Annotated in this window: 17 protein-coding genes and 1 tRNA gene; 7 read left to right on the top strand and 11 right to left on the bottom strand. The window is 71.3% G+C overall.

Annotation, left to right across the window (positions count from 1 at the left end; genetic code table 11):
- From mfd to ACFFF6_RS16150, 3 genes are all read right to left on the bottom strand, one after another.
- Window positions 1–3691, bottom strand: a 3691-nt coding sequence (gene mfd, locus ACFFF6_RS16160; protein ID WP_376982515.1) for a transcription-repair coupling factor, incomplete at its 3' end; no start/stop codon positions are given.
- The gene (pth, locus tag ACFFF6_RS16155; protein WP_376982514.1) at window positions 3688–4284 is read right to left on the bottom strand and encodes an aminoacyl-tRNA hydrolase; all 597 of its coding nucleotides are present in this window, start codon (window positions 4282–4284) and stop codon (window positions 3688–3690) included. The genes mfd and pth, both read right to left, overlap by 4 nt.
- 182 nt (window positions 4285–4466) lie before the next feature.
- Window positions 4467–5060: a 50S ribosomal protein L25/general stress protein Ctc gene (locus tag ACFFF6_RS16150; protein WP_376982513.1), complete on the bottom strand. Its 594-nt coding sequence runs from the start codon at window positions 5058–5060 to the stop codon at window positions 4467–4469.
- Window positions 5061–5448: 388 nt separating this feature from the next.
- Between ACFFF6_RS16150 and ACFFF6_RS16145 the strand changes: the two genes are divergently transcribed.
- Window positions 5449–6030 (top strand): hypothetical protein, encoded by a 582-nt coding sequence (locus ACFFF6_RS16145; protein ID WP_376982512.1) that lies wholly within the window; start codon window positions 5449–5451, stop codon window positions 6028–6030.
- Between the two features lie 62 nt (window positions 6031–6092).
- On the opposite strand, the gene ACFFF6_RS16140 is transcribed toward ACFFF6_RS16145, so the two are convergent.
- From ACFFF6_RS16140 to ACFFF6_RS16130, 3 genes are all read right to left on the bottom strand, one after another.
- Entirely contained in the window at window positions 6093–7073 is a 981-nt protein-coding gene (locus tag ACFFF6_RS16140; RefSeq protein ID WP_376982511.1) for a ribose-phosphate diphosphokinase, read from the bottom strand.
- On the bottom strand, window positions 7073–8557 hold the full coding sequence (gene glmU, locus ACFFF6_RS16135) for a bifunctional UDP-N-acetylglucosamine diphosphorylase/glucosamine-1-phosphate N-acetyltransferase GlmU (protein WP_376982510.1): 1485 nt from the start codon (window positions 8555–8557) through the stop codon (window positions 7073–7075). Before glmU ends, ACFFF6_RS16140 begins: the two co-directional genes overlap by 1 nt.
- 38 nt (window positions 8558–8595) lie before the next feature.
- Window positions 8596–8667, bottom strand: a tRNA-Gln gene (locus ACFFF6_RS16130).
- Between the two features lie 114 nt (window positions 8668–8781).
- Between ACFFF6_RS16130 and ACFFF6_RS16125 the strand changes: the two genes are divergently transcribed.
- From ACFFF6_RS16125 to ACFFF6_RS16110, 4 genes are read left to right on the top strand one after another with little or no spacing between them, the layout of a single operon-like run.
- Window positions 8782–9420, top strand: coding sequence for a TetR family transcriptional regulator (locus ACFFF6_RS16125; protein ID WP_376982509.1), 639 nt, complete (start codon window positions 8782–8784; stop codon window positions 9418–9420).
- A gap of 60 nt (window positions 9421–9480) precedes the next feature.
- Entirely contained in the window at window positions 9481–10032 is a 552-nt protein-coding gene (locus ACFFF6_RS16120; protein WP_376982507.1) for a MarR family winged helix-turn-helix transcriptional regulator, read from the top strand.
- 2 nt (window positions 10033–10034) lie between these two features.
- Window positions 10035–11858, top strand: coding sequence for an ABC-F family ATP-binding cassette domain-containing protein (locus tag ACFFF6_RS16115; RefSeq protein ID WP_376982506.1), 1824 nt, complete (start codon window positions 10035–10037; stop codon window positions 11856–11858).
- A 15-nt stretch (window positions 11859–11873) separates the two neighbouring features.
- Window positions 11874–12764, top strand: a complete 891-nt coding sequence (locus ACFFF6_RS16110) for a DMT family transporter (protein ID WP_376982505.1) — start codon at window positions 11874–11876, stop codon at window positions 12762–12764.
- A 25-nt stretch (window positions 12765–12789) separates the two neighbouring features.
- Here the strand turns inward: ACFFF6_RS16110 and ACFFF6_RS16105 are convergent, their stop codons facing one another.
- Together ACFFF6_RS16105 and ACFFF6_RS16100 are read right to left on the bottom strand one after the other, a co-directional pair.
- Entirely contained in the window at window positions 12790–13428 is a 639-nt protein-coding gene (locus ACFFF6_RS16105) for a TetR/AcrR family transcriptional regulator (RefSeq protein ID WP_376982504.1), read from the bottom strand.
- Window positions 13429–13538: 110 nt separating this feature from the next.
- A complete protein-coding gene (locus ACFFF6_RS16100) occupies window positions 13539–14879 on the bottom strand; it encodes an MFS transporter (RefSeq protein ID WP_376982503.1) in 1341 nt (446 codons plus the stop codon).
- 409 nt (window positions 14880–15288) lie between these two features.
- Between ACFFF6_RS16100 and ACFFF6_RS16095 the strand changes: the two genes are divergently transcribed.
- Window positions 15289–15834, top strand: a complete 546-nt coding sequence (locus ACFFF6_RS16095; RefSeq protein WP_376982502.1) for an AMIN-like domain-containing (lipo)protein — start codon at window positions 15289–15291, stop codon at window positions 15832–15834.
- Between the two features lie 203 nt (window positions 15835–16037).
- Complete coding sequence (locus ACFFF6_RS16090) at window positions 16038–16592, top strand: AMIN-like domain-containing (lipo)protein (RefSeq protein WP_376982501.1); 555 nt, start codon at window positions 16038–16040, stop codon at window positions 16590–16592.
- Window positions 16593–16607: 15 nt separating this feature from the next.
- Here ACFFF6_RS16090 and purF read toward each other — a convergent pair whose 3' ends face one another.
- From purF to ACFFF6_RS16075, 3 genes are all read right to left on the bottom strand, one after another.
- A complete protein-coding gene (gene purF / locus ACFFF6_RS16085; RefSeq protein ID WP_376982500.1) occupies window positions 16608–18068 on the bottom strand; it encodes an amidophosphoribosyltransferase in 1461 nt (486 codons plus the stop codon).
- A gap of 118 nt (window positions 18069–18186) precedes the next feature.
- Window positions 18187–19038 (bottom strand): PRD domain-containing protein, encoded by an 852-nt coding sequence (locus tag ACFFF6_RS16080; protein ID WP_376982499.1) that lies wholly within the window; start codon window positions 19036–19038, stop codon window positions 18187–18189.
- Between the two features lie 71 nt (window positions 19039–19109).
- The gene (locus ACFFF6_RS16075) at window positions 19110–21188 is read right to left on the bottom strand and encodes a glucose PTS transporter subunit IIA (RefSeq protein WP_376982498.1); all 2079 of its coding nucleotides are present in this window, start codon (window positions 21186–21188) and stop codon (window positions 19110–19112) included.
- Window positions 21189–21194 lie beyond the last annotated feature (6 nt).

The following is a 21194-nucleotide window of genomic DNA, read 5'->3' as shown; positions in this document are numbered from 1 at the left end:
TCGGCGCCCCGCGTCCGCGCCGACCCAGCTCGTCGAGCCGCGCGGCGCGGGCCGCCCGTCCGGCGGTCTCGGGGCGGCGTGAGGGAGCGGCCGGCTCCTCCGGCGGGGCGGATCCCTCGGGCGCGGAGCCCGGGACGAGCACGCCGATCACGGTGCGCGCCCAGTCCAGCAGCTCGTGATCGCGCAGCTCGGTCCCGCCGATCCGTCCGGTCATCGGGCGCGGGACCAGCACCTGGCGCACCGCGGGCTTCTCCATCGTCCCCGGGTACAGGCGCTTCATGCGCAGCGAGACCGAGTCCGGGAGCTCGAGGTGCGCGAAGCGGATCATCTTGCCCTGCGCCTGCACCTCGTCTATGCCCGCCTCGCGGCACTCGAGGCGGAAGCGCGCCACGTCCAGCAGCACCTCCACCGGGGCGGGGATCTCGCCGTAGCGGTCGGAGAGCTCCGCCCGGACCTCGTCGATCGTGGCCAGGTCCTTCGCGCCGGAGAGCTTCGCGTACGCCTCGAGGCGCAGCCGCTCCGAGGCGATGTAGTCATGCGGGACGTGGGCGTCCAGCGGCAGCTCCACCTTGACCTCCCGATCGGGGGTCGAGGACTCGCCCCGGAAGGCGGCGACGGCCTCGCCCACCATGCGCACGTACAGGTCGAAGCCGACCCCGGCGATATGACCGGACTGCTCGCCGCCCAGCAGGTTGCCCGCCCCGCGGATCTCGAGGTCCTTCATCGCCACCTGCAGCCCGGCCCCCAGGTCCGTGTTCGTCGCGAGGGTGGTGAGCCGGTCGTGGGCGGTCTCCGTGAGCGGCTTGGCGCCGTTGTACAGGAAGTACGCGTAGGCGCGCTCGCTCGAGCGTCCCACGCGCCCGCGCAGCTGGTGCAGCTGCGAGAGGCCGAAGCGATCCGCGTTCTCCACGATCAACGTGTTGGCGTTGGCGATGTCCAGCCCTGTCTCCACGATCGTCGTGCAGACGAGGACGTCGAACTCCTTCTCCCAGAAGTCGACGATCACGCGCTCGAGCTGGTGCTCGTTCATCTTGCCGTGGGCGACCTCGACGCGCGCATCGGGCACGAGATCGCGGATCCGCTGGGCAGCGGCATCGATGTCCTCGACCCGGTTGTGGATGAAGAAGACCTGCCCGTCGCGCAGCAGCTCGCGGCGGATCGCGGCCACCAGCTGCTTCTCCTCCTCGGCGCCCACATAGGTGAGCACGGGATGGCGCTCCTCCGGCGGGGTCGCGAGCATGGACATCTCGCGGATCCCCGTCACCGCCATCTCGAGGGTGCGCGGGATGGGCGTGGCGGACATCGACAGGACGTCGACGTTCGTCCGCAGCGCCTTCAGCGTCTCCTTGTGCTCGACGCCGAAGCGCTGCTCCTCGTCGACGATCAGCAGCCCCAGGTCCTTGAACCGCACCTGCCCGGTGAGCAGGCGGTGGGTGCCGATGACCACGTCGACCTCGCCCTTCGCGAGACCCTCGACGGTCTGCTTCGAGTCCGCATCGGACTGGAAGCGGGACAGGCCCCGGACCGTCACCGGGAACCCGGTGTAGCGCTCGGTGAAGGTCTCCAGATGCTGCTGGGCGAGCAGGGTGGTCGGCGCGAGCACCGCGACCTGCTTGCCGTCCTGGACCGCCTTGAAGGCGGCCCGCACCGCGATCTCCGTCTTGCCGTAGCCCACGTCCCCCAGGATCAGGCGGTCCATCGGGACCGGCTTCTCCATGTCCGCCTTCACATCGTCGATGGTGGACAGCTGATCGGGGGTCTCCACGAACTCGAAGGCGTCCTCGAGCTCGCGCTGCCAGGGGGTGTCCGGCCCGAAGGCGTGCCCGGGAGCGGACTGCCTCGCCGAGTACAGGCGCACCAGCTCGTCGGCGATCTCGCGGATCGCCTTGCGGGCCCGCGACTTGGTCTTGGCCCAGTCGGAGCCGCCCATGCGGTTGACCGACGGGTCCTCCCCGCCGACGTACTTCGTGACCTGCTCGAGCTGATCGCTCGGGACGTACAGCCGGTCCCCCGGCTGCCCCTTCTTCGAGGGGGCGTACTCGATGACGAGGTACTCGCGGGTCTGCCGCTTCGCGCCCGTGCCGACGGCCCGGCTCGTCATCTCGATGAAGCGACCCACCCCGTGATGGGAATGGACGACATGGTCCCCGGGACGCAGCTGCAGCGGGTCGACCACGTTGCGCCGCCGCGCCGGGATCTTCCGCTCGCCGCCCCGGCGGGCACCGGACTTGCCCGTGAGGTCTCGCTCGGTGACGAGCATGAGCTTGGCGGCCTCGTCGACGATCCCCGCCACGAAGGGGCCCACGGTCACCATCGGATCCTCGGAGAGCACGTCCCGCAGAGGATGCTCGAAGATCGCCGGCAGGTCGTGCTCGCGCAGCGACTCCGCCGCATGGCGGGCACCGCCGGCGCCCGCCATGGTCACGACCACCCGCCACCCCGCCGCGCGGCGACGGGCGATGTCCGCGGCGGCGTCGGCGATCCGGCCCGAGTAGCCGGGATGGTTCACGGCCCTCGCCGTCACCTCGGTGTCCTCGTCCAGGCCGAAGGGGGCGATGCTGCTCCAGGAGCGCCCGGTGCGACCCGCCCGCACCCGCACGTCCTCGAGCGGGACGAAGCTCGCCGCGCCGACGTCGATGGGCAGGCCTCCGCCGGCGGCGGCGCTGGACCAGGCGGCGGCGAGGAACTCCTCGGTGGTGGCGACGAGCTCGGCGGCGCGCCCACGGGTGCGCTCGGGATCCACCACCAGGATGCGGGCACGCTCCGGCAGCACGTCGATCACCTGCTGCATCTCGCCCACGAGCACGGGGCTGAGCGACTCCATGCCGTCCACGGCGATGCCGTCGGCGAGCTTCAGCAGCATCTCGCGCACGCCCGGCAGCTCCTCGGCCATGGCGCGGGCGCGCTCCCGGACCTCCGGGGAGAGCAGGATCTCCCGGCACGGCGGGGCGTCGAGCCCGTGCGGCACCGGCTCGAGCGATCGCTGGTCGGCGACGGAGAAGTAGCGGACCTCCTCGATCTCGTCGCCGAAGAAGTCGATGCGCACCGGGTGCGGCTCGGTCGGCGGGAACACGTCGAGGATCCCGCCGCGGACGGCGAAGTCCCCGCGCTTCTCGACCATGTCGACGCGGGAGTAGGCGGCGCCCCCCAGCTGCTCGACGAGCCGCTCGAGCGGGAGCTCCTCACCGGCGCGGGCGCGCACCGGGGTCAGGTCGCCGAGCCCGCGGGCGATCGGCTGCAGGAGCGAGCGGACCGGCACCAGCAGGACGCGGACCTCCTGCTCCGAGTCGGGATGCGCCACGCGGCGCAGCGTCGACAGGCGGCGGGCCACCGTGTCCGCGCGCGGCGACAGTCGTTCGTGCGGCAGGGTCTCCCAGGCCGGGAGCTCCGCCACGTGCTCGGTCCCGGTGAGCGCGGCGAGCCCGGACCGGATGTCCTCCATCGCCCGGGTGGTCGGTGTGACGACCACGAGCGGGGACGCCGCGGTCGCGGTGCGGGCGAGCTCGGCGATCGCGAAGGGGAACAGCCCTGTCGGGGCGACGATCCCGCCGCCGGCTCCCGGCCCCGATTCCCCGAGCTCCCGGATGGCCTGCAGATCCGGGGACGCCGCGAAGGCGTCCAGCAGCGGGGCGAGCGGAGCGGCCTGGGGGTCGATCTGCGTCGGGGCGGTCTCGGGCGCGGACGCGCTCATCGGGTCTCCTTCGCGTGGAAGCGCTGCTGGGCGGCGGTGAGTCCGGTCAGGACGAGCGCCTCGACGGCGTCCTCGGCATCGCCGATCACGAGGTCGAGGGTCTTCCGCTCGGCGGCGGAGAAGGGGGCGAGGACGAAGTCGGCCGTGTCCTGGCGGCCCGTGGGGCGCCCCACCCCGATGCGCACCCGCTGGTAGTCGCGGGTGCCGAGCGCCTTGCTGATGTCGCGCAGCCCGTTGTGCCCGCCCTCGCCGCCGCCGCGCTTGAGCCGGATCGTGTCGAAGGGCAGGTCCACGTCGTCGTGGACCACGATCACGTCCTCGGGATCGATCCCGTAGAAGTCGGCGAGGCCCTTCACGGGCCCCCCGGAGACGTTCATGTAGGTCGTGGGCTTCGCGAGGATCGTGCGGGCGCCGGACCCGGGAGCGCCCATGCGCCCCTCGATGACCACGGCCTGCGCGCGGCGAGCCGCCTTGAAGGAGCCGCCCGTGGAGGCGGCGATGCGGTCCAGCACCATCTGGCCGATGTTGTGGCGGGTCGCCTCGTACTTCGGGCCGGGATTGCCCAGCCCGATCACCAGATGGGTGCCCGACATGTCATGTGCTCCTTGCAGTTCGGCAGGGGTCGCGCGGAAGGCGGCGGACGGGGTGCCCGGCGCGGAGGCGACAGCCTCCGCCACGGTACCGCTCACGGGAGCGGGACGCAGGCCGGGGCGCCGCGCGTGTGCGCGACGCCCCGGCCCGAGGATCTGGCGGGTCTGTCACCAGCCCCGGAGGATCAGGCCTCCTCGGTCTCCTCGGCGGCCTCGACGGCCTCCTCGTCCTCGGTCGCCTCGCCGCGCGGCGTCTGGATGGCGAGGACGAGGTACTCCGGATCGGTCGCGAGCTCGGCGCCCTCGGGCAGGACGACGTCGCCGGCGAAGAGCTGGAAGCCCTCCTCGGCGCCCTCGACGGAGATCTCGACGTGCTCCGGGACGTGCAGCGCGTCCACCGACAGGGTCAGGGTCTGGAGGTCGACGACGGCGATCGACGGCGAGACGGGCTCGCCGACGACCGACACCGGGATCTCGACCTCGACCTTCTCGCCGCGACGGACGGCGATCAGATCGAGGTGGGCCAGGGTGCGGTGCAGCGGGTGGCGCTGGATCTCCTTGATGAGGGCCAGCTGCTTCTCGCCGCCGGGCTGGACCAGCTCGAGCAGGGCGTTGGGGTTGCGGGCGGCCAGGGCGGTCTCGTGCCCGGGCAGGACGACGTGCAGCGGCTCCATGCCGTGGCCGTAGACGACCGCGGGGACCTTGCCCTCGCGGCGGGTGCGACGGGCGGCGCCCTTGCCGAAGTCCTCGCGCAGTTCGATGTTCAGCTTCTCAGCCATGATGGTGCTCCTCGTGGTCGCGGTACCGGGTGGCGACGAGCGCCACGGGCAGCCAGGAGCGACCCGCACCGCGTCGATCACGGAGCCGCGCGCCGGGGCGCGACGGATCTCCCTCGCCGAAGTGACCGGACAACGCTACCACGCGGCGTGCCGCCGACCCGGGCGACGCCCCTGTGCGGCCGCTCACCCCTGGGCGCGGCGAACACCGCGACCCGGCGCCGCGGCGGCATCGGGCGCGGGTGCGCGGGACGTACGTCCCGGCTCTGACCTGCGGACCTTGGTCCCGCGAGGCGGGCTCGCGGCGGGCATAGCGTAGGCGGTGTCAGGAGCACACCGGACACTCGGGAGGATCCTCCCCCGGGTCGGCACGCATGCAAGGAGCATCGTCGTGAACGCCACCATCGCCCACCCCTCCCCCGCCGCTGCCCACCGCACCGGGGCCATCGCCCCGGCCGCCGCGGAGATCAGCGCCTCCGCATCGCAGCTGTGGGGCCATCGCCTCCTCGGCGTCGTGAGGATCCTGCTGGGCTTCACCTTCCTGTGGGCGTTCCTCGACAAGATGCTCGGCCTCGGCTTCTCGACCCCTGCCGAGCGGTCGGTCCTCCACGGCGGCTCCCCGACCACCGGATACCTGGGCGGCTCGATCGAGTCCGGCAACCCCTTCGCCGGCGTGTGGGAGGCGCTCATCGCGATCAACCCCGTCACCGACGTCCTCTTCCTCGCCGGGCTGCTGGGCATCGGCCTCGCTCTCCTGCTGGGCATCGGCATGCGGATCGCGACCGTCTCCGGGGCGGCGATGTACCTGTTCATGTACCTCGCCTCGTTCCCGATGACGACCAATCCGCTGTATGACGACCACCTCGTCATGGCGGTGCTGCTGGGGGCGATGCTTCTGCTGGGAGCCGGCGACCACCTCGGGTTCGGACGGCCGTGGGCACGGCTCGTGCGAGGGAACCGCGTGCTCGTCTGAGGTCTCCGCAGCAGGCAGGGCCCGCTCGATCGAGCGGGCCCTGCCTGCTGCGGCGCGTCCGATCAGACGGCGCCGTCGAAGATGCTCGTGACCGATCCGTCGTCGAAGACGGCGCGGACCGCACGGGCGATCAGCGGGGCGATCGACAGCTGGGTCAGCTGCTCGAACTGCTTCTCCTCCGGGACGGGCAGCGTGTTGGTGCACACGACCTCGCGCACCGAGCTCGTGCGCAGGCGCTCCGCGGCCGGGTCCGACAGGATCGGGTGGGTGGTCGCGACGACGACGGAGGCGGCGCCGTTGGCGTGCAGGGCGTCGATCGCCTGGACGATCGTGCCCGCCGTGTCGATCATGTCGTCCACGAGCACGCAGGTCTTGCCCGCGACGTCGCCGATCACGCGCTTGGCGACGGCCTGGTTCGGCCGCTTCGGATCACGGGACTTGTGGATGAAGGCGAGGCCCACCCCGCCCAGGCGCTTGGCCCACTGCTCCGCGACCCGGATGCGGCCGGCATCCGGGGAGACGACCGCGAGGTCCTCGCCGCCGTACTTCCCGGCGACGTAGTCGGCGAGGATCGGCAGGGCCATCAGGTGATCCACGGGCTTCTTGAAGTAGCCCTGGACCTGCGGCGCATGCAGATCCACCGAGATCATGCGGTCGATCCCCGCCGTCTCGTACAGGTCAGCCATGAGCCGCGCGGAGATCGGCTCGCGCCCGCGATGCTTCTTGTCCTGGCGGGCGTAGGGGAAGCTCGGAGCGATCGCGGTGATGCGCTTGGCAGAAGCGCGCTTGAGCGCATCGATCATGATCAGGTGCTCCATCACCCAGGTGTTGATGGGAGCCGGGTGCGACTGCAGCACGAACACGTCGGTCCCGCGCACCGACTCCCCGTAGCGCACGTAGATCTCGCCGTTGGCGAAGTCCCAGGCGTCCATCGGCAGGACCTCGACGCCGAGCTCCTGGCCGACCTCCTGCGCCAGGACGGGATGCGCCCGTCCGCTGGCCAGGACCAGCCGCTTCGATCCCGTGGTGACGATCCCGCTCATCAGTTCTCCCGTTCCTTGGATTCCTGCGCGGGCGCGTCCGCGCCCTCCGCCTGCTTCTGGGCGGCCGCTGCCGCCGCGGCCGCCGGGGTGCCGGGACGGCGCCGCTCGGTCCAGCCCTCCACGATCCGCTGCGAGACCGCGTTGACCGCGAGCGCTCCGGCAGGGACGTCCTCGCGGACCACGGCGCCCGCTCCGGTCGCCGCCCCGTCGCCGATGCTCACGGGCGCGACCAGGACGCTGTCCGAGCCGACGCGCACATGGCTGCCCACGCGCGTGCGGTGCTTGTTCACGCCGTCGTAGTTGGCGACGATCGTGGCGGCGCCGATGTTGGTGTGCTCGCCGATCTCGGCATCGCCCACGTAGGACAGGTGCGGGACCTTCGATCCCTCGCCGATCTGCGCGTTCTTCGTCTCGACGAAGCCTCCGATCTTGCCCTTCGCGCCCAGGACCGTCCCCGGGCGCAGGTACGTGAAGGGGCCCACGCTCGCCTGCTCGCCGATCTCCGCGTGCAGGGCGTGGGTGCGCACGACCTCGGCGCCGTCCGCGACGACCGTGTGGCGCAGGGTTGAATCGGGGCCGATCACGACGTCCGCGCCGATGTCCGTCGCGCCCAGCAGCTGCACCCCCGGCAGGACCGTCGTGTCCTGGCCGATCGAGACCTCGGCGTCGATCCAGGTCGTCGACGGGTCGACGATGCTGACCCCGGCGCGCATATGCCGCTCGAGGATGCGGCGATTCATCTCCGCGCCGAGCTGTGCCAGCTGGACGCGGTCGTTGGCGCCCTCGACGAGGATCGCGTCGTCGGTGACGACGGCGCGCACCGACCCGCCGTCCTCGCGGGCGAGCGCCAGGACATCGGTGAGGTACATCTCGCCCTGGGCGTTGTCCGTCGTGATCCGCGACAGCGCCGAGCGCAGCACGGCGACGTCGAAGGCATAGATCCCGGAGTTGACCTCACGGATCTCGCGCTGCGCGGCGCTCGCGTCCTTGTGCTCGACGATGCCGAGCACCTCGCCGCCGTCCTCGCTGCGGACGATCCGACCGTAGCCGGAGGCATCCTCGAGCAGGGCGGTGAGCACGGTGACGGCGCTTCCGGCCGCCTCGTGCTGCGCGACCAGGGACTGCAGGGTGGGCGCGTCCAGCAGCGGGACATCGCCGTAGGTGACCAGCACCGTGCCGGCCTCCGCGCCGACCTGCTCGAGCCCGCACTGCACAGCGCGGCCGGTGCCGGGGATGTCGTCCTGGTCGGCGACGAGGACCTCGGGGGCGTGCTCGGCCAGATGCGCGACGACCTGCTCGCGCTCGTGGCGGACGACGGCGACGAGCTGGGCCGGCTCGACGCCGCGCGCGGCGGTGATCGCGTGCATCAGCAGGGAGCGCCCGCCGATCTCGTGCAGCACCTTGGGGAGCTTGGATCTCATGCGTGTGCCCGCACCTGCGGCGAGCACGATGACAGCGGCGGGGGCAGTGGAGTTCACACACATCTCCTGGAGTGGGCGGTCGCCTGAGGGCGCGGAGCGCGCTCCGCCATCAGGGATCGAACCTGAAATATCAGAACCAAAATCTGACGTGTTGCCGATTACACCATGGCGGACCGGCCCCAGGGCGGGGCCGCAAGAATCCTACCGTCCTGGCCCGAGGCGTTCGGGCGTTCCGCGGCGAAGGTGGCCCGTCCAACGCTCGACGGGTGCTGTGGGAGACTCGGGGGATGGCCGACCCGTCCTCCCCGCGTCCCCGCCCAGCCCGCATGACCGGCCGGCAGCGGCGCGAGCAGCTGGTCGAGGTGGGCCGGACCGTGTTCGCGGAGAAGGGTTTCGACGCGACGAGCGTCGAGGAGATCGCCGCGCGCGCCAAGGTGTCCAAGCCCATCGTGTACGAGCACTTCGGGGGCAAGGAGGGTCTGTACGCCGTCATCGTGGACCGGGAGACGAGCACGCTGCTGGGAGCCCTCGAGAGCGCCCTGTCCGAGGGGCGGGCCCATCCCCGGGTGCTCATGGAGAAGGCGGCCCTGGCGTTCCTGACCTACATCGACGAGTCCGAGGACGGCTTCCGCATCCTCGTGCGGGACTCCCCCGTCGCCCAGACCGGCGGCAGCTTCTCCAGCCTGCTGGGCGACGTCGCCGCGAAGGTCGAGTCGATCCTCGCCGCCCAGCTGCGGCTGCGCAAGTATCCGCCGCGCGATGCCGAGCTGTACGCGCAGATGCTCGTCGGCATGGTCGCCTACACGGGCCAGTGGTGGCTCGAGACGCGCAAGCCCTCGAAGGAGGCGGTGGCCGCCCGCATGGTGAACCTGTCCTGGTTCGGTCTGGGGGCGATGGAGAAGAAGCCGACGATCCGCGGCGTATAGCGGGCCCCAGGGTCTCAGACGCCGTCCGGTCCCGAGGCGCGGAGTCCGTAGACTCGCCCCATGTCCTCGAACTCCCCGGCCGATGAGGTCGACCGCATCGTCGACGGGTGGGCCCGCGCCCGGCCCGATCTGGACACCTCCCCGCTCGCCGTGCTCTCGCGCATCTCGCGCCTGGCGCGGCACCTGGAGACCGCGCGTCGCGCCGCGTTCACGGCGAGCGGTCTCGAGGGCTGGGAGTTCGACGTCCTGTCCGCGCTGCGCCGCGACGGGGAGCAGTCGGCGAGCCCCAGCGCGCTCATGCATCAGACCCTCGTGACCTCGGGCACCATGACCACTCGGATCGACAAGCTCGTGGCGCGCGGGCTCGTGCACCGCTCCCGTGATCCCCAGGACCGGCGCAGCGTGCTCATCACCCTCGAGCCCGCCGGCGTCGAGCTCGTCGACGCGGCCATGGAGCGCCTGCTCGCCGCGGAGCGCGAGCTGCTGGCCGCCCTGCCCCCGGCGCAGCGGGACGCCCTCGCGGCCGTCCTGCGCGACCTGCTCCTCCCCTTCGAGCCGGGCGCCTCCCGCGAGGCGCCGGCCCTCCGCCCCACCACCCAGGAGTCTGCCTGACCATGGCCCATCTGCTCGGCGCCGAGAACCTCCATGTCGCCCTCCCCGACCGCGTCCTGCTGGACGCGGTGACGCTCGGCATCGAGGAGGGCGATCGGATCGGGGTGGTCGGCCGCAACGGGGACGGGAAGTCGACCCTGCTGCGGCTGCTGGCCCGACAGCAGAAGCCCGATGCGGGGCGGGTGACCGTGCGCGGCGGGGTGCGGGTGGGCGTCCTCGACCAGCAGGACGCGATCACACCCGGTGTCACGGTGCGCGAGCGCGTCGTGGGCGAGCGGCCCGAGCACGAATGGGCCTCGGACCCGAGGATCCGCGACGTGCTCGCGGGGCTGCTGGACGGCATCGACCTCGCGGCCCACCTCACCGACCTCTCCGGCGGCCAGGTGCGACGTGTCCATCTCGCCGAGCTGCTCGTGGGCGACCACGACGTGCTGCTGCTGGACGAGCCGACGAACCACCTCGACGTCGAGGGGATCGCCTGGCTCGCCGAGCATCTGAGACGGCGCTGGTCGGGCCGCAGCGGAGGCCTCGTGGTCATCACCCACGACCGCTGGTTCCTCGACGCGGTGTGCACGCGCATGTGGGAGGTGCACGACGCGGTCGTGGATCCTTTCGAGGGCGGATACGCCGCCTACGTGCTGCAGCGGGTCGAGCGGGACCGGCAGGCCGCGGCGATCGAGCAGAAGCGGCAGAACCTCATGCGCAAGGAGCTCGCGTGGCTGCGTCGCGGTGCCCCGGCCCGGACCTCCAAGCCGAAGTTCCGCATCGACGCGGCGAACACGCTGATCGCGGACGAGCCGCCGGTGCGCGACACCGTCTCTCTCACGCAGCTCGCGACCGCGCGGCTGGGGCGTGACGTGATCGATCTCGAGGACGTCGACGCCGGCTACGGCGACGGCGAGGACCTGACCGTGATCCTGCGCGAGGTGACGCTGCACATCGGCCCCGCGGACCGGATCGGCGTGCTGGGCCCCAACGGCGCGGGCAAGTCGACCCTGCTGGGCCTCGTGACCGGCGACCTGGCACCCCTGCGGGGCCGCGTCAAGCGCGGGAGGACCGTGACGGTCCAGCAGGTCTCGCAGCGGCTCGAGGGGCTCGCGCAGTTCTTCGAGGAGCGGGTCTCCGACGTCGTGGGCCGGTACCGGACCACCTTCCGGGCCGGGAAGGACGAGGTCTCCCCCGGGCAGCTCCTCGAACGCCTCGGCTTCACCGCGGCGCATCAGAAGGTCACGGTGAAGGAGCTCTCCGGCGGGCAGAAGCGGCGCCTGGACCTGCTGCTGACCCTGCTGGACGAGCCGAACGTCCTGGTCCTGGACGAGCCGACCAACGACATGGACACCGACATGCTCGCGGCGATGGAGGATCTCCTGGACACCTGGCCGGGGCCGCTCGTGGTCGTCTCCCACGACCGGTACCTGCTCGAGCGCGTCACCGAGACGCAGTACGCCGTCCTCGACGGCCGGGTGCGGCATCTGCCGGGAGGGATCGACCAGTACCTCGCGCTGCGCGCCCAGGCGGAGGCCCGGAGCCCCGGCGGCGCCTCGGCCGCGCCGACGACGCCGGGCGCGTCGGAGACGGACGCTCCCCCGGCAGCGTCGGCGCTCGCGGGACGCGAGCTGCGCGAGGCGCAGAAGGAGATCTCCGCGCTCGAGCGGCGCATCGAGAAGCTCGGGGCGCGGACCGACGCCCTGCACGGGAGCATGGCGGCCCACGACCCGGGGGACTACGCGGGCCTGCAGGCGCTGACCGAGGAGCTCTCCGCGGTGCAGGACGAGATCGACCAGGCCGAGCAGCGCTGGCTGGAGCTGTCCGAGATGGTCGGCTGAGGCCGCGCCCCCGCCATGGCCTCGCTGATCCTCGCCCTGGTCCTCATGACGGCAGCGTCCTTCGGCTTCGCGGGCGGAGCGATCTTCCAGCACCGCTCGATCCGTGCCGAGCAGGACGGCGGCGAGCACCGCGCGCTGTCGCCGCGCCAGCTGCTGCTGCAGCTGCGCGAGCCGAGCTGGCTGCTGGGCCTGGGGATGCTGGGCGGCGGATCCGTGCTGCACATGATCGCCCTGTCCCAGGCGCCGGTGAGCGTCGTGCAGCCGATCGGCATCCTCGCGGTCCCCTGGTCGGTGCTGCTGGCCTCGAGGATCCACGGCTATGCGACCTCGCGAGCGGTGTGGCTGTCCGTCGCGGTGACGATCGCCGGGGTCGCGGGCTTCACCGCGGTCTCCACGCATGTGTCCAGCGGGCATGCCGCCGAGGTCGACGAGCTGATGCTCGGCCTCTACGTCGGCGTCTGCGCGACGATCGCGGGGGCGCTGCTCCTGCTGCACTCGCGCGTGGCCCCCGCCTTCCGCTCCCTCGTGATGGCGTCCGGAGGGGCTGTGCTGTTCGGCCTGACCTCGGCGCTGCTGAAGGCGCTGCTCGTCCAGCTCGGGGGCGCGGAGCGGGGCGCCGTACCGGTCATGGTGCTCACCGGCGCCGGAGTGCTCGCCACCGCCGTCCTGGGCGCCTGGATGATCCAGCAGGCCTATGCGCTCGGTCATCCGGAGGTCGTGGTCGGCGCGATGACCACGGTCGACCCGATCGTCGCGGTGGTCTTCGGCCTCATGGTGCTGGGCGAGGGCGTGCATCTGCACGTGCTGACGATCGCCGCGATGGCCGCGCTCGGGACGATCTCGACGCTCGGCGTCGCGAGCCTCGCCCGGCATCACCCGGAGGTGCTGCGCCGCGACGCCCGGTGAGCGGCGAGACCCCGGCCGGAGGCGCTCAGCTCCGCGGGACGCCCCAGATGGTCTTGAGGGCGTCGACGTGGATGCGCATCATCGCCTCCATGTCGAGGGACTCGTCGATGAGCCATTGCACCTGCAGGCCGTCCATGAGCGCGACCACGGATCGCGCGATCATCTCGCGCGGGGCATCGGCCCGGACGACACCCCGCTCCTGGTCGGCGCGCATCCCCTCGATGAGCACCTCGAGGACGGAGCTGTAGTGGCGCATCATCCACTCGTGCGCGGGATGCTCCGGCCCGAAGGCCTCCCCGATCATGCTCGTGTAGAGCATGACCAGGCCGCGGCGGCGCATGTTCAGCCCGGCAACCCGGACGAGGTGGTCGTAGGCCGCCCAGGGACGCCCGTCGGGCTCGGTCGGATCGGAGTCGATCTCGTCCCGGTGAGCGAGGACCGCGCCGAGGAGCGCCGCCTTGCTCGGGAAGTGATGGACGAGGCCCGAGGGCGAGATCCCCGCGGCCTCCGCGACCTGCGTCATGGATGTCGCGGAGTAGCCCTGTCGGGCGATCAGGTCCACGGCGGCCCGCAGGGCGGCGTCGCGCACGACCGCGGAGTCCTGGCCGCGCGGGCGGCCCCGGCGCCGGCGCTCGGGGGCGGCATGTGCGTCGATGGTGGTCATGGCGTCCTTCCGGCTCAGGCGGATCACCGCCGATCGTACGGAACCGGCGGGGCCGGGGCAGGCGGTTCGCCTGCCCCGGCCCCGGGGTCGTGCATCGCGGCGTCGCGGGACTACTTCACGCCGCGGATGAACATCGTCAGGACGGCGCCGATCACGGCGGCGATGAGCGCCGTCACGAGCAGAGCGGTGAAGTCCGTTCCTCCGCCGAGATTCGCCAGCAGGAAGCCGCCCAGAGCCGGCGCGAACGACTGCGGCAGGGCATTGGCCATGTTGAACACTCCCAGGTCCTTGCCCGCTTCCTCGCGGTTCGGCAGGACCTCGAGCACGAGAGCCAGGTCCACGGCGATATACATGCCGTAGGCGAGTCCCATGACGGCTTCCACCATGTAGAACGCGGAGACGGTGTCGGCGTGCAGGAGCAGGTACGTGGCGATGCCGAAGATCAGGATCGACACCGCGACGAGGATCTTCCGGCGCCCGAGGACGTCGGAGACCCAGCCGGCGACGAGGCTGGCGACCATCGAGGTCGCGGTGTAGATGGTCACGCCGGTCGCGACCGCGAGCGTCGCGGACTGCGTGTCCAGCCCCAGGTGATTCTCCATGTAGAGGATGCGGAAGGTCGTGAACAGGTATGACGCGAGGATGATCATGAACCGGCCGCCCCAGGCCAGGCCGAAATCGGGGAACTTGATCGGGTTGCGCCAGAACGTGGTGACGAGCTCGACGAGGTTGAAGGGATGCTTGTTCTTCACCAGCACCGGCTCGGGGATCATGAGCGCGTAGACGGTGACGAGGACGATCGCGATCGCGGCCGGAACCATGAACAGAGCGAGCATGTTGGCGGTGAAGGCCGTGGCGAGCCAGGTCGCTCCGAGCACTGCCAGGTTCTGGGCGATCCCCACGAGGCCGGAGACCTTCCCGTACTGATTGGCCGGCAGCTGGTCCGCGAGCGAAGCCGTGAAGGACGCGAAGGCCATGTTCGCCGTGGCCTGCGCGAGGAACCAGCCGATCGCCATGACGACGGCGCTCGGCGCGATCGCGATGATGAGCAGACCGAGGCTCATCATGACGACACCCGCGATGATCCACGGACGGCGACGGCCCAGGCCGCCCGTCGTGCGATCGGAGATTCGTCCGCCGAGAGCGTTGAAGATGAGCGCTGCGATGGCACCGGGGGCCACGGCGATCGCGGTGATCGACGCCTGCTCGGCCGGGGTCGAGGCGAGCACACCCGCCTTGAGCTGGAGCGAGACGGTCGCCGGTCCCATCAGCGCGATGAAGATGCCGATCTGCCCGAGCATCACGCCGGCGATGTACCACCAGGGCTTATGAGCATCCGGCTGGATGCCGAGGTGCGGGATCGGCAGCTTCGGCCCGATGAGGTTCGGGCTTCCCTGGAGGTCGATGGTCGGATCCGGCGCGAAGCCGGACCCCTGCTGCGTGGATGTCACGGGGAGGGACTCCTTCGTCTGTGCCGCGTCCGCGGCGGTGCGGGACCGCCGCTGGCGGTGTAGGACGATTATTAGTTCTCCGCAACTAATACGTCCAGCGACGCGCGGCACCCGTGGACGCAGTTATTGACCGCTGGTCGGTATGACCTGCGACAGCGTCCTGCGCTCGTGACGAGACTCACGCGCATCCCCCGCGAACTGCGCGCCGCCCCCGCTTCCCGCACCCTGCGCAGGTCCGAGGCATGCCCGGTTCTGGAGCGTGGCCGCCCGCTCCCGGCAGGTCCGTGCAGCCACCCCGATGCACCCCCGTACTCCGCTCCCCGCTCGGATTCCGCCGCACGGATCGTCCCGGCATACTGCACGCACGGCCGCATCCGCAGGGATCGGCCCCGGCACGAAGGAGTGCATCATGAGACGAGTCATCGCAGGGACAGCCTCCCTGCTGCTGGCGGGAAGCCTGGGCCTCATCGCCCCGGCCACCGCGGACGCCGCGCCGTACTGCGGCATCACCTGGGGCTCGCGGGCCGAGGCGAGGACCGGCACCGTCACGTCCCATCTCACCAACCTGCGCGCCGGGGAGCACGACTGCTTCGACCGGCTCGTCATCGACCTGGATCATCGCGCGGCCGGCTACACCGTCCGCTACGTGAACCAGGTGACACGCCCCGGTTCGGGCTCCGCAGTCCCGCTCGCCGGAGCCGCGGACCTCGAGATCGTCGTCACCGCCGCCGCCTATGACAGCAGCGGTCGCCCCACCTACGCCCCGCGGGCCCCCTCCGCCGCCGTCGACGTGAGCGGCTACGCCACCTTCCGGCAGGTCGCCCTCGCCGGGAGCTACGAAGGACGCACGACCATCGGCCTCGGCGTCCGCGCCCGGCTGCCGATGCGGGTCCTGACCCTGAACGACCCGGACGGAGGCTCCCGGGTCGTCATCGACGTCGCCCATCGCTGGTGACGCGTCGGCGTCGCCCGCCGCGGGCGGACCGACCCATCCGGCGGGGCCGAGGGCGGACGCCTCTCGGCCCCGCCGCCGCACGTCGGCCTCCTCCAGGACCGGTCGGACCGTCCGGTCGGGTTCCTGGACATCCCCGCCAGGCTGCGACATACTCCCCTGACGTCGGCGCCGAGCGGCGCCGCCTATGGCACAAGGGGGTCGCCATGACACGCACAACCCGATCCATCGCCGCGCTCGCCCTGCTGGGCGGCCTGGCCCTCGCCCCGCCCGCCGGAGCCGAGGAGCCCTTCACCGCCTGCTCGGCGGACTGGGGATCCCTCCCCGAGACCTCGCCCATGCCGGAGATCCCGGCGGCGCTCACGGACGTCCGTTCAGGGGAGCACACCTGCTTCGACCGGCTCGTGATCGACCTGGGCGATGCCGCGGACGTCGGCTACGACGTCCGCTACGTCGACGAGATCACCGATCCCGTCTCCGGGGAGGTCACAGAGCTCCGCGGCGCTGCGGACCTGAAGATCACGGTGCGCGCCACGATCGACGGCACCGCGGAGCACCCGCCTTACGATCCCGCCCAGCCCGACGAGATCATCGACGTCAGCGACGAGGGCGTCTTCCGCCAGGCCGCCCTGGCCTGGGACTACGAAGGAGCCACCACCGTCGGCCTCGGCGTGCGGGCACGCCTGCCCATGCGGACGCTCCTGCTCGAGGACCCGGACGGCGGGGCCCGCCTCGTCGTCGACGTGGCCCGCAGCTGGTGACCGGGGGCGCAGGTCTCAGGACACCTGCGCGCCCTCGACCCAGGCGAGGTACTCCTCGGAGACCGTGCCCGTCACATAGCGCCCGTCGAAGCAGCTCATGTCGAGGTCCTCGACCTCCGAGCCCTCGATGATCGAGGACTTGAGGTCCTCCACCTCCTGATAGACGAGGTGGTCGCAGCCCAGCACCTCGGCCACCTCGGGGATCGTGCGACCGAAGGCGACCAGCTCATGACGCGAGGGCATGTTGATGCCGTACACGTGCGGGAAGCGGATCGGCGGGGCGGCGGAGGCGAAGGTGACGGAGCTGGCGCCGGCGTCCCGGGCCATCTGGATGATCTGCTGGCTCGTGGTGCCCCGCACGATCGAGTCGTCGATCAGCAGCACGTTCTTGCCCTGGAACTCCGAGGACATCGCGTTGAGCTTCTGGCGGACGCTGCGCTTGCGCACCGCCTGCCCGGGCATGATGAAAGTGCGGCCCACGTAGTGGTTCTTGTAGAAGCCCTCGCGATACTCGATGCCCAGCACCCGCGCGACCTGCATGGCCGCGGGACGCGAGGAATCGGGGATCGGCATGACCACATCGATCTTCTCGAGCGGCACGTGCTTCGCGATCGTCGCCGCGAGGCGCTCCCCCATCCGCAGCCGCGACTCGTAGACGCTGATGCCGTTCATGACGGAGTCCGGGCGGGCCAGATACACGTACTCGAAGGCGCAGGGGAACAGGTCGGACTCCGGTGCGCACTGGCGGCTGAACAGCTCGCCCTCGTCGGTGATGAACAGAGCCTCCCCGGGGGCGACGTCACGGACGACCTCGTAGTCCCCGTTCTCCAGGACCAGCGACTCGCTCGCGACCACCCATTCGTCACGCCCCTCCGCCGTCGTGCGCCGCCCCAGGATCAGCGGACGGATGCCATGGGGGTCGCGGAAGGCGAGCAGGCCGTGGCCCGCGATCACCGCGATCACCGCATAGGCGCCCTCGATGCGGGCGTGGGTGCGGGCGACGGCCTCGAAGATCCGCTCGGGATCGAGATCGATCGCCGAGGTCGTCGACTGCAGCTCCCCGGCGAGCACGTTCAGGAGGAGCTCCGTGTCGGAGCTGGAGTTCAGGTGCCGGCGGTCCCGCAGCGCCATGTCCGCGGTGAGCTCCCGGGTGTTGGTGAGGTTGCCGTTGTGGACCAGGATGATCCCGTAGGGCGAGTTGACGTAGAAGGGCTGGGCCTCCTCCTCACGGGAGGCCACGCCCTTGGTCGCGTAGCGCACGTGCCCCAGACCCACGCGGCCCAGCAGGTTGCGCATGTCGCGGGTGCGGAAGCCCTCGCGGACCATGCCGCTGGACTTGCTCACGTGCATGATCCCGCCGGCCTCGGCGGTGGCGATGCCGGTCGCGTCCTGCCCGCGGTGCTGCAGCAGCAGGAGTGCGTTGTAGATGTCCTGGTTGACCGGCCCGCTGCCGACCATTCCGACGATTCCGCACATGGGGTCTCGCTTCGCTCCATCCGATTCCGGTGCCCGTCCTCGACGCGGAGGGCGACTGGACCACGGTACAGGTCGCACCGCTCGCGGCGCGCGTGATCTCGCTCGCCGCGGACACGCGTCAGGGACGGTCCCCGCCCTTCTCCATCGTCATCCGCGCGACGTGCAGCGCCAGGTAGGACACCTCGTCCTCGCTCAGACCCTGTCCCAGCCGCAGCTCGACGATCGTCGCGAGCTGCTGCGCGGTGCGCGTGGCCTCCGGGAAGTTCTCGCGGATCCCGCGGCCGATGGTGCTCTCCTGCCCCGTGAGCTGCCGATGCTGATGGATCCGCACGAACAGGTAGCGCACATGGGTGATGAACCGGGCCGCGCTCATCGTGTCCTGGGCGACGTCCATCCCGAAGCGCTCGCCCACCACGGCCAGCATCTGCTGGATCACCCCGGTCATGGTGTACGTGAACGACAGGTCGCCCGAGGCGAACCCGGCCCCCACCAGGTGCATGGTCAGCGCGGTGGCCTCGACCTCGGACAGCTGCGGATCCACGCGGGCGTTGATCGCCGCGAGCAGCTGCTGCGCCTGCCGGTACTCGTCCGCGTACAGGGTCTGCACCTCGGCCCGCAGCGGGTACTCGAGCACGATCCCTCGGCGGGTGCGGTCCAGGGCGCTCGCGACGTGATCGGCGACGGCGATCGCGAGGGTCGGCCGGGTCGACTCGCGCCCCTCGATCCCCGCCTCGGACAGCGCGAGGACGACGGCCCGCAGCACCTCCTCGTCCAGCAGGGACAGCACCTCGGCGAGGTGGTCCGGGTCGCGGCCGTCCGCGGGGACGAAGACGCGGACGATGAGGGAGGGGTCGACGGCGCAGCCCTGCTTCGAGCGGAAGCCGATGCCGCGCCCGGTGAGGATGACCTCCTGCCCTCGATCGTCACGGGCGAGCACGACGTTGTTGTTCAGCACCCGCAGCGCCTTCATCGATGCCCCTCCCTCGCGTCGTGTCCCGCTTCCGGCTCCATTGTCGCCCGGACCCGCCTCGCCGCGGCCGCTCAGCGCCGGACGACGATCACGGGATCGCCCGCGGACACGTCCACGCCCGTGCGCGGGGCGACCTCCGCCAGCTGCGCCGAGTTGGTGATCGTCATGAGGGTGATGGTCGGGTGATCTGCGGCGCGGACGGCGTCGAGGTCGACCTCGACCAGCAGCTCACCGGCGGTGACCCGGCGACCGGCCTCGACCTTCACGTCGAAGCCCTCTCCCTTCATCGACACGGTGTCGATGCCGATGTGGATCAGCACCTCGACCCCGTCGTCGGTGCGGATCCCGAAGGCGTGCCCGGTGCCTGCGACGGTGATGAGCTCTCCCGCGACCGGGGAGACGATGCTGCCCTCGGAGGGCTCGATGCCGACGCCCTCTCCGAGCGCACGCGAGGCGAACACCGGATCGGGTACGACGTCGAGGCCGAGGACCGTTCCGGGCACCGGGGCGAGGACCACGGTCTCGGGGCCTGCGCCCGAGGACAGCGGCAGAGCCGTGCCGCTCGGTGCAGGGGACGCATCCGCGGAGGTGGCCTCTCCCGCCGGGGCGCCCACGGGCGTCGGCACCGGAGCCTCGGGAGTCGCCGCCGCATCGCGGCGCGCGGTCGCCTCGGCGCGCTGCTCCGGCGTCATGTAGTCGGAGAAGTAGACCAGCGCCATGGCCACGAAGAAGGCCGCGGTGATCGCGATGGTGTACACGCCCATCGGCGAGAACACCGGGATCGTCAGCAGCGAGGTGAAGGCGAAGGCCCCGGTGTCCACGCCGCCCAGGAAGCCGACGATCACGCCGCCGACGAGGCAGCCGACCAGCATGCGCGGGTAGATGCGCTTGAAGCGCAGGTGGATCCCGTACAGGGACGGCTCGGAGATGCCGCCGAAGAGGCCTGCCAGCAGGGCGCCGGTCGCGGTCTGGCGCATGATCTGCTCGCGGTGCCGGATCGACAGCAGCAGCACGCCGGCCGTCGCGCCGAAGCAGGCGAAGTTCCAGGCGCCCATCGGGCCCTGGATGAAGTCGTAGCCCAGGGCGTTGATGTTCTGCAGCATGAGGGCGTTCAGCGGCCAGTGCAGGCCCAGCGGGACGAGGAACGGGTACAGCAGCGGGATGAAGATCGCGAAGACGATGGGGGCGTTGCCGTTCAGCCAGGCCAAGCCCGCACCGATGCCGTTGCCGGCCCAGATGCCGAGGGGGCCGATGAGGAAGGCGGTCACCGGGATCATGATGAGCATCGAGAAGAACGGCACGAACACGAGCTGCACGTTCTCGGGGAAGATGCGCTGCAGGCCGCGGTACACGAGCGCGAGCAGGGCCACCATGAGCAGCGGCACGAAGACCTGGCCGCCGTAGTCGTTCAGCTGCATGGGCAGGCCGAACACGGTGGCCACGCACTCCTGGGTGCCGAGGGTGGCGTTGGTGGTGCAGGTGATGCCCGGCGTGCCGCCCTCGGGGTTCAGCATCCCGGTGAAGTTCGGGGTCATGACCGCGGCCATCACGGCCGCGCCGACCCACGGGTCGATCTGCAGCTTCTTCGCCGCGTTGTAGGCGACCATGATCGGCAGGAAGTACAGCACCGAGCGCCACATCGCGTCGACGAAGACCCAGGTCGCGGACTTGTCCGCAGCCCGGAAGTCGACCACGCCGAGGGCGTCCAGCACGGAGGCGACCGCGATGATGAGCGAGGCGCCCAGCAGCACGCCCATCAGCGGGCGGAACGAGTCGGAGAGGTATTCGAAGAAGCTGTCGAGCCAGGCGAACTTCCCGCGGCTCTTCGCGCGGATCGCGGCCTTGACCTCGGCATCGGACTGCGGGCGCGGGGCGGCGGGCCCCGCCATCGCGGGCAGGTTCATGATCCGGGAGTACACGGTCGCGACAGCGCCGCCGATCACGACCTGGAAGCGGTCGCCGGACTGGGGCACCGTGCCCATGACGCCGTCCAGGGCGTCCAGGGCGGCCTGGTCGACCTTGTCTCCGTCGTGGAGCTGGAAGCGCAGCCGCGTCGCGCAATGCGTGAGGCTCTCGACGTTCTCCGGACCGCCGACGCCGCGGAGGATCTCCTCCGCGAGCGCGCCCTGCCCCGGTTCTGGCGTGTTCATGATGCG

Source organism: Brachybacterium hainanense (assembly GCF_042434575.1).
Taxonomy (GTDB): Bacteria; Actinomycetota; Actinomycetes; order Actinomycetales; family Dermabacteraceae; genus Brachybacterium; species Brachybacterium hainanense.
This window is presented reverse-complemented; position numbering and strand designations above follow the sequence as displayed.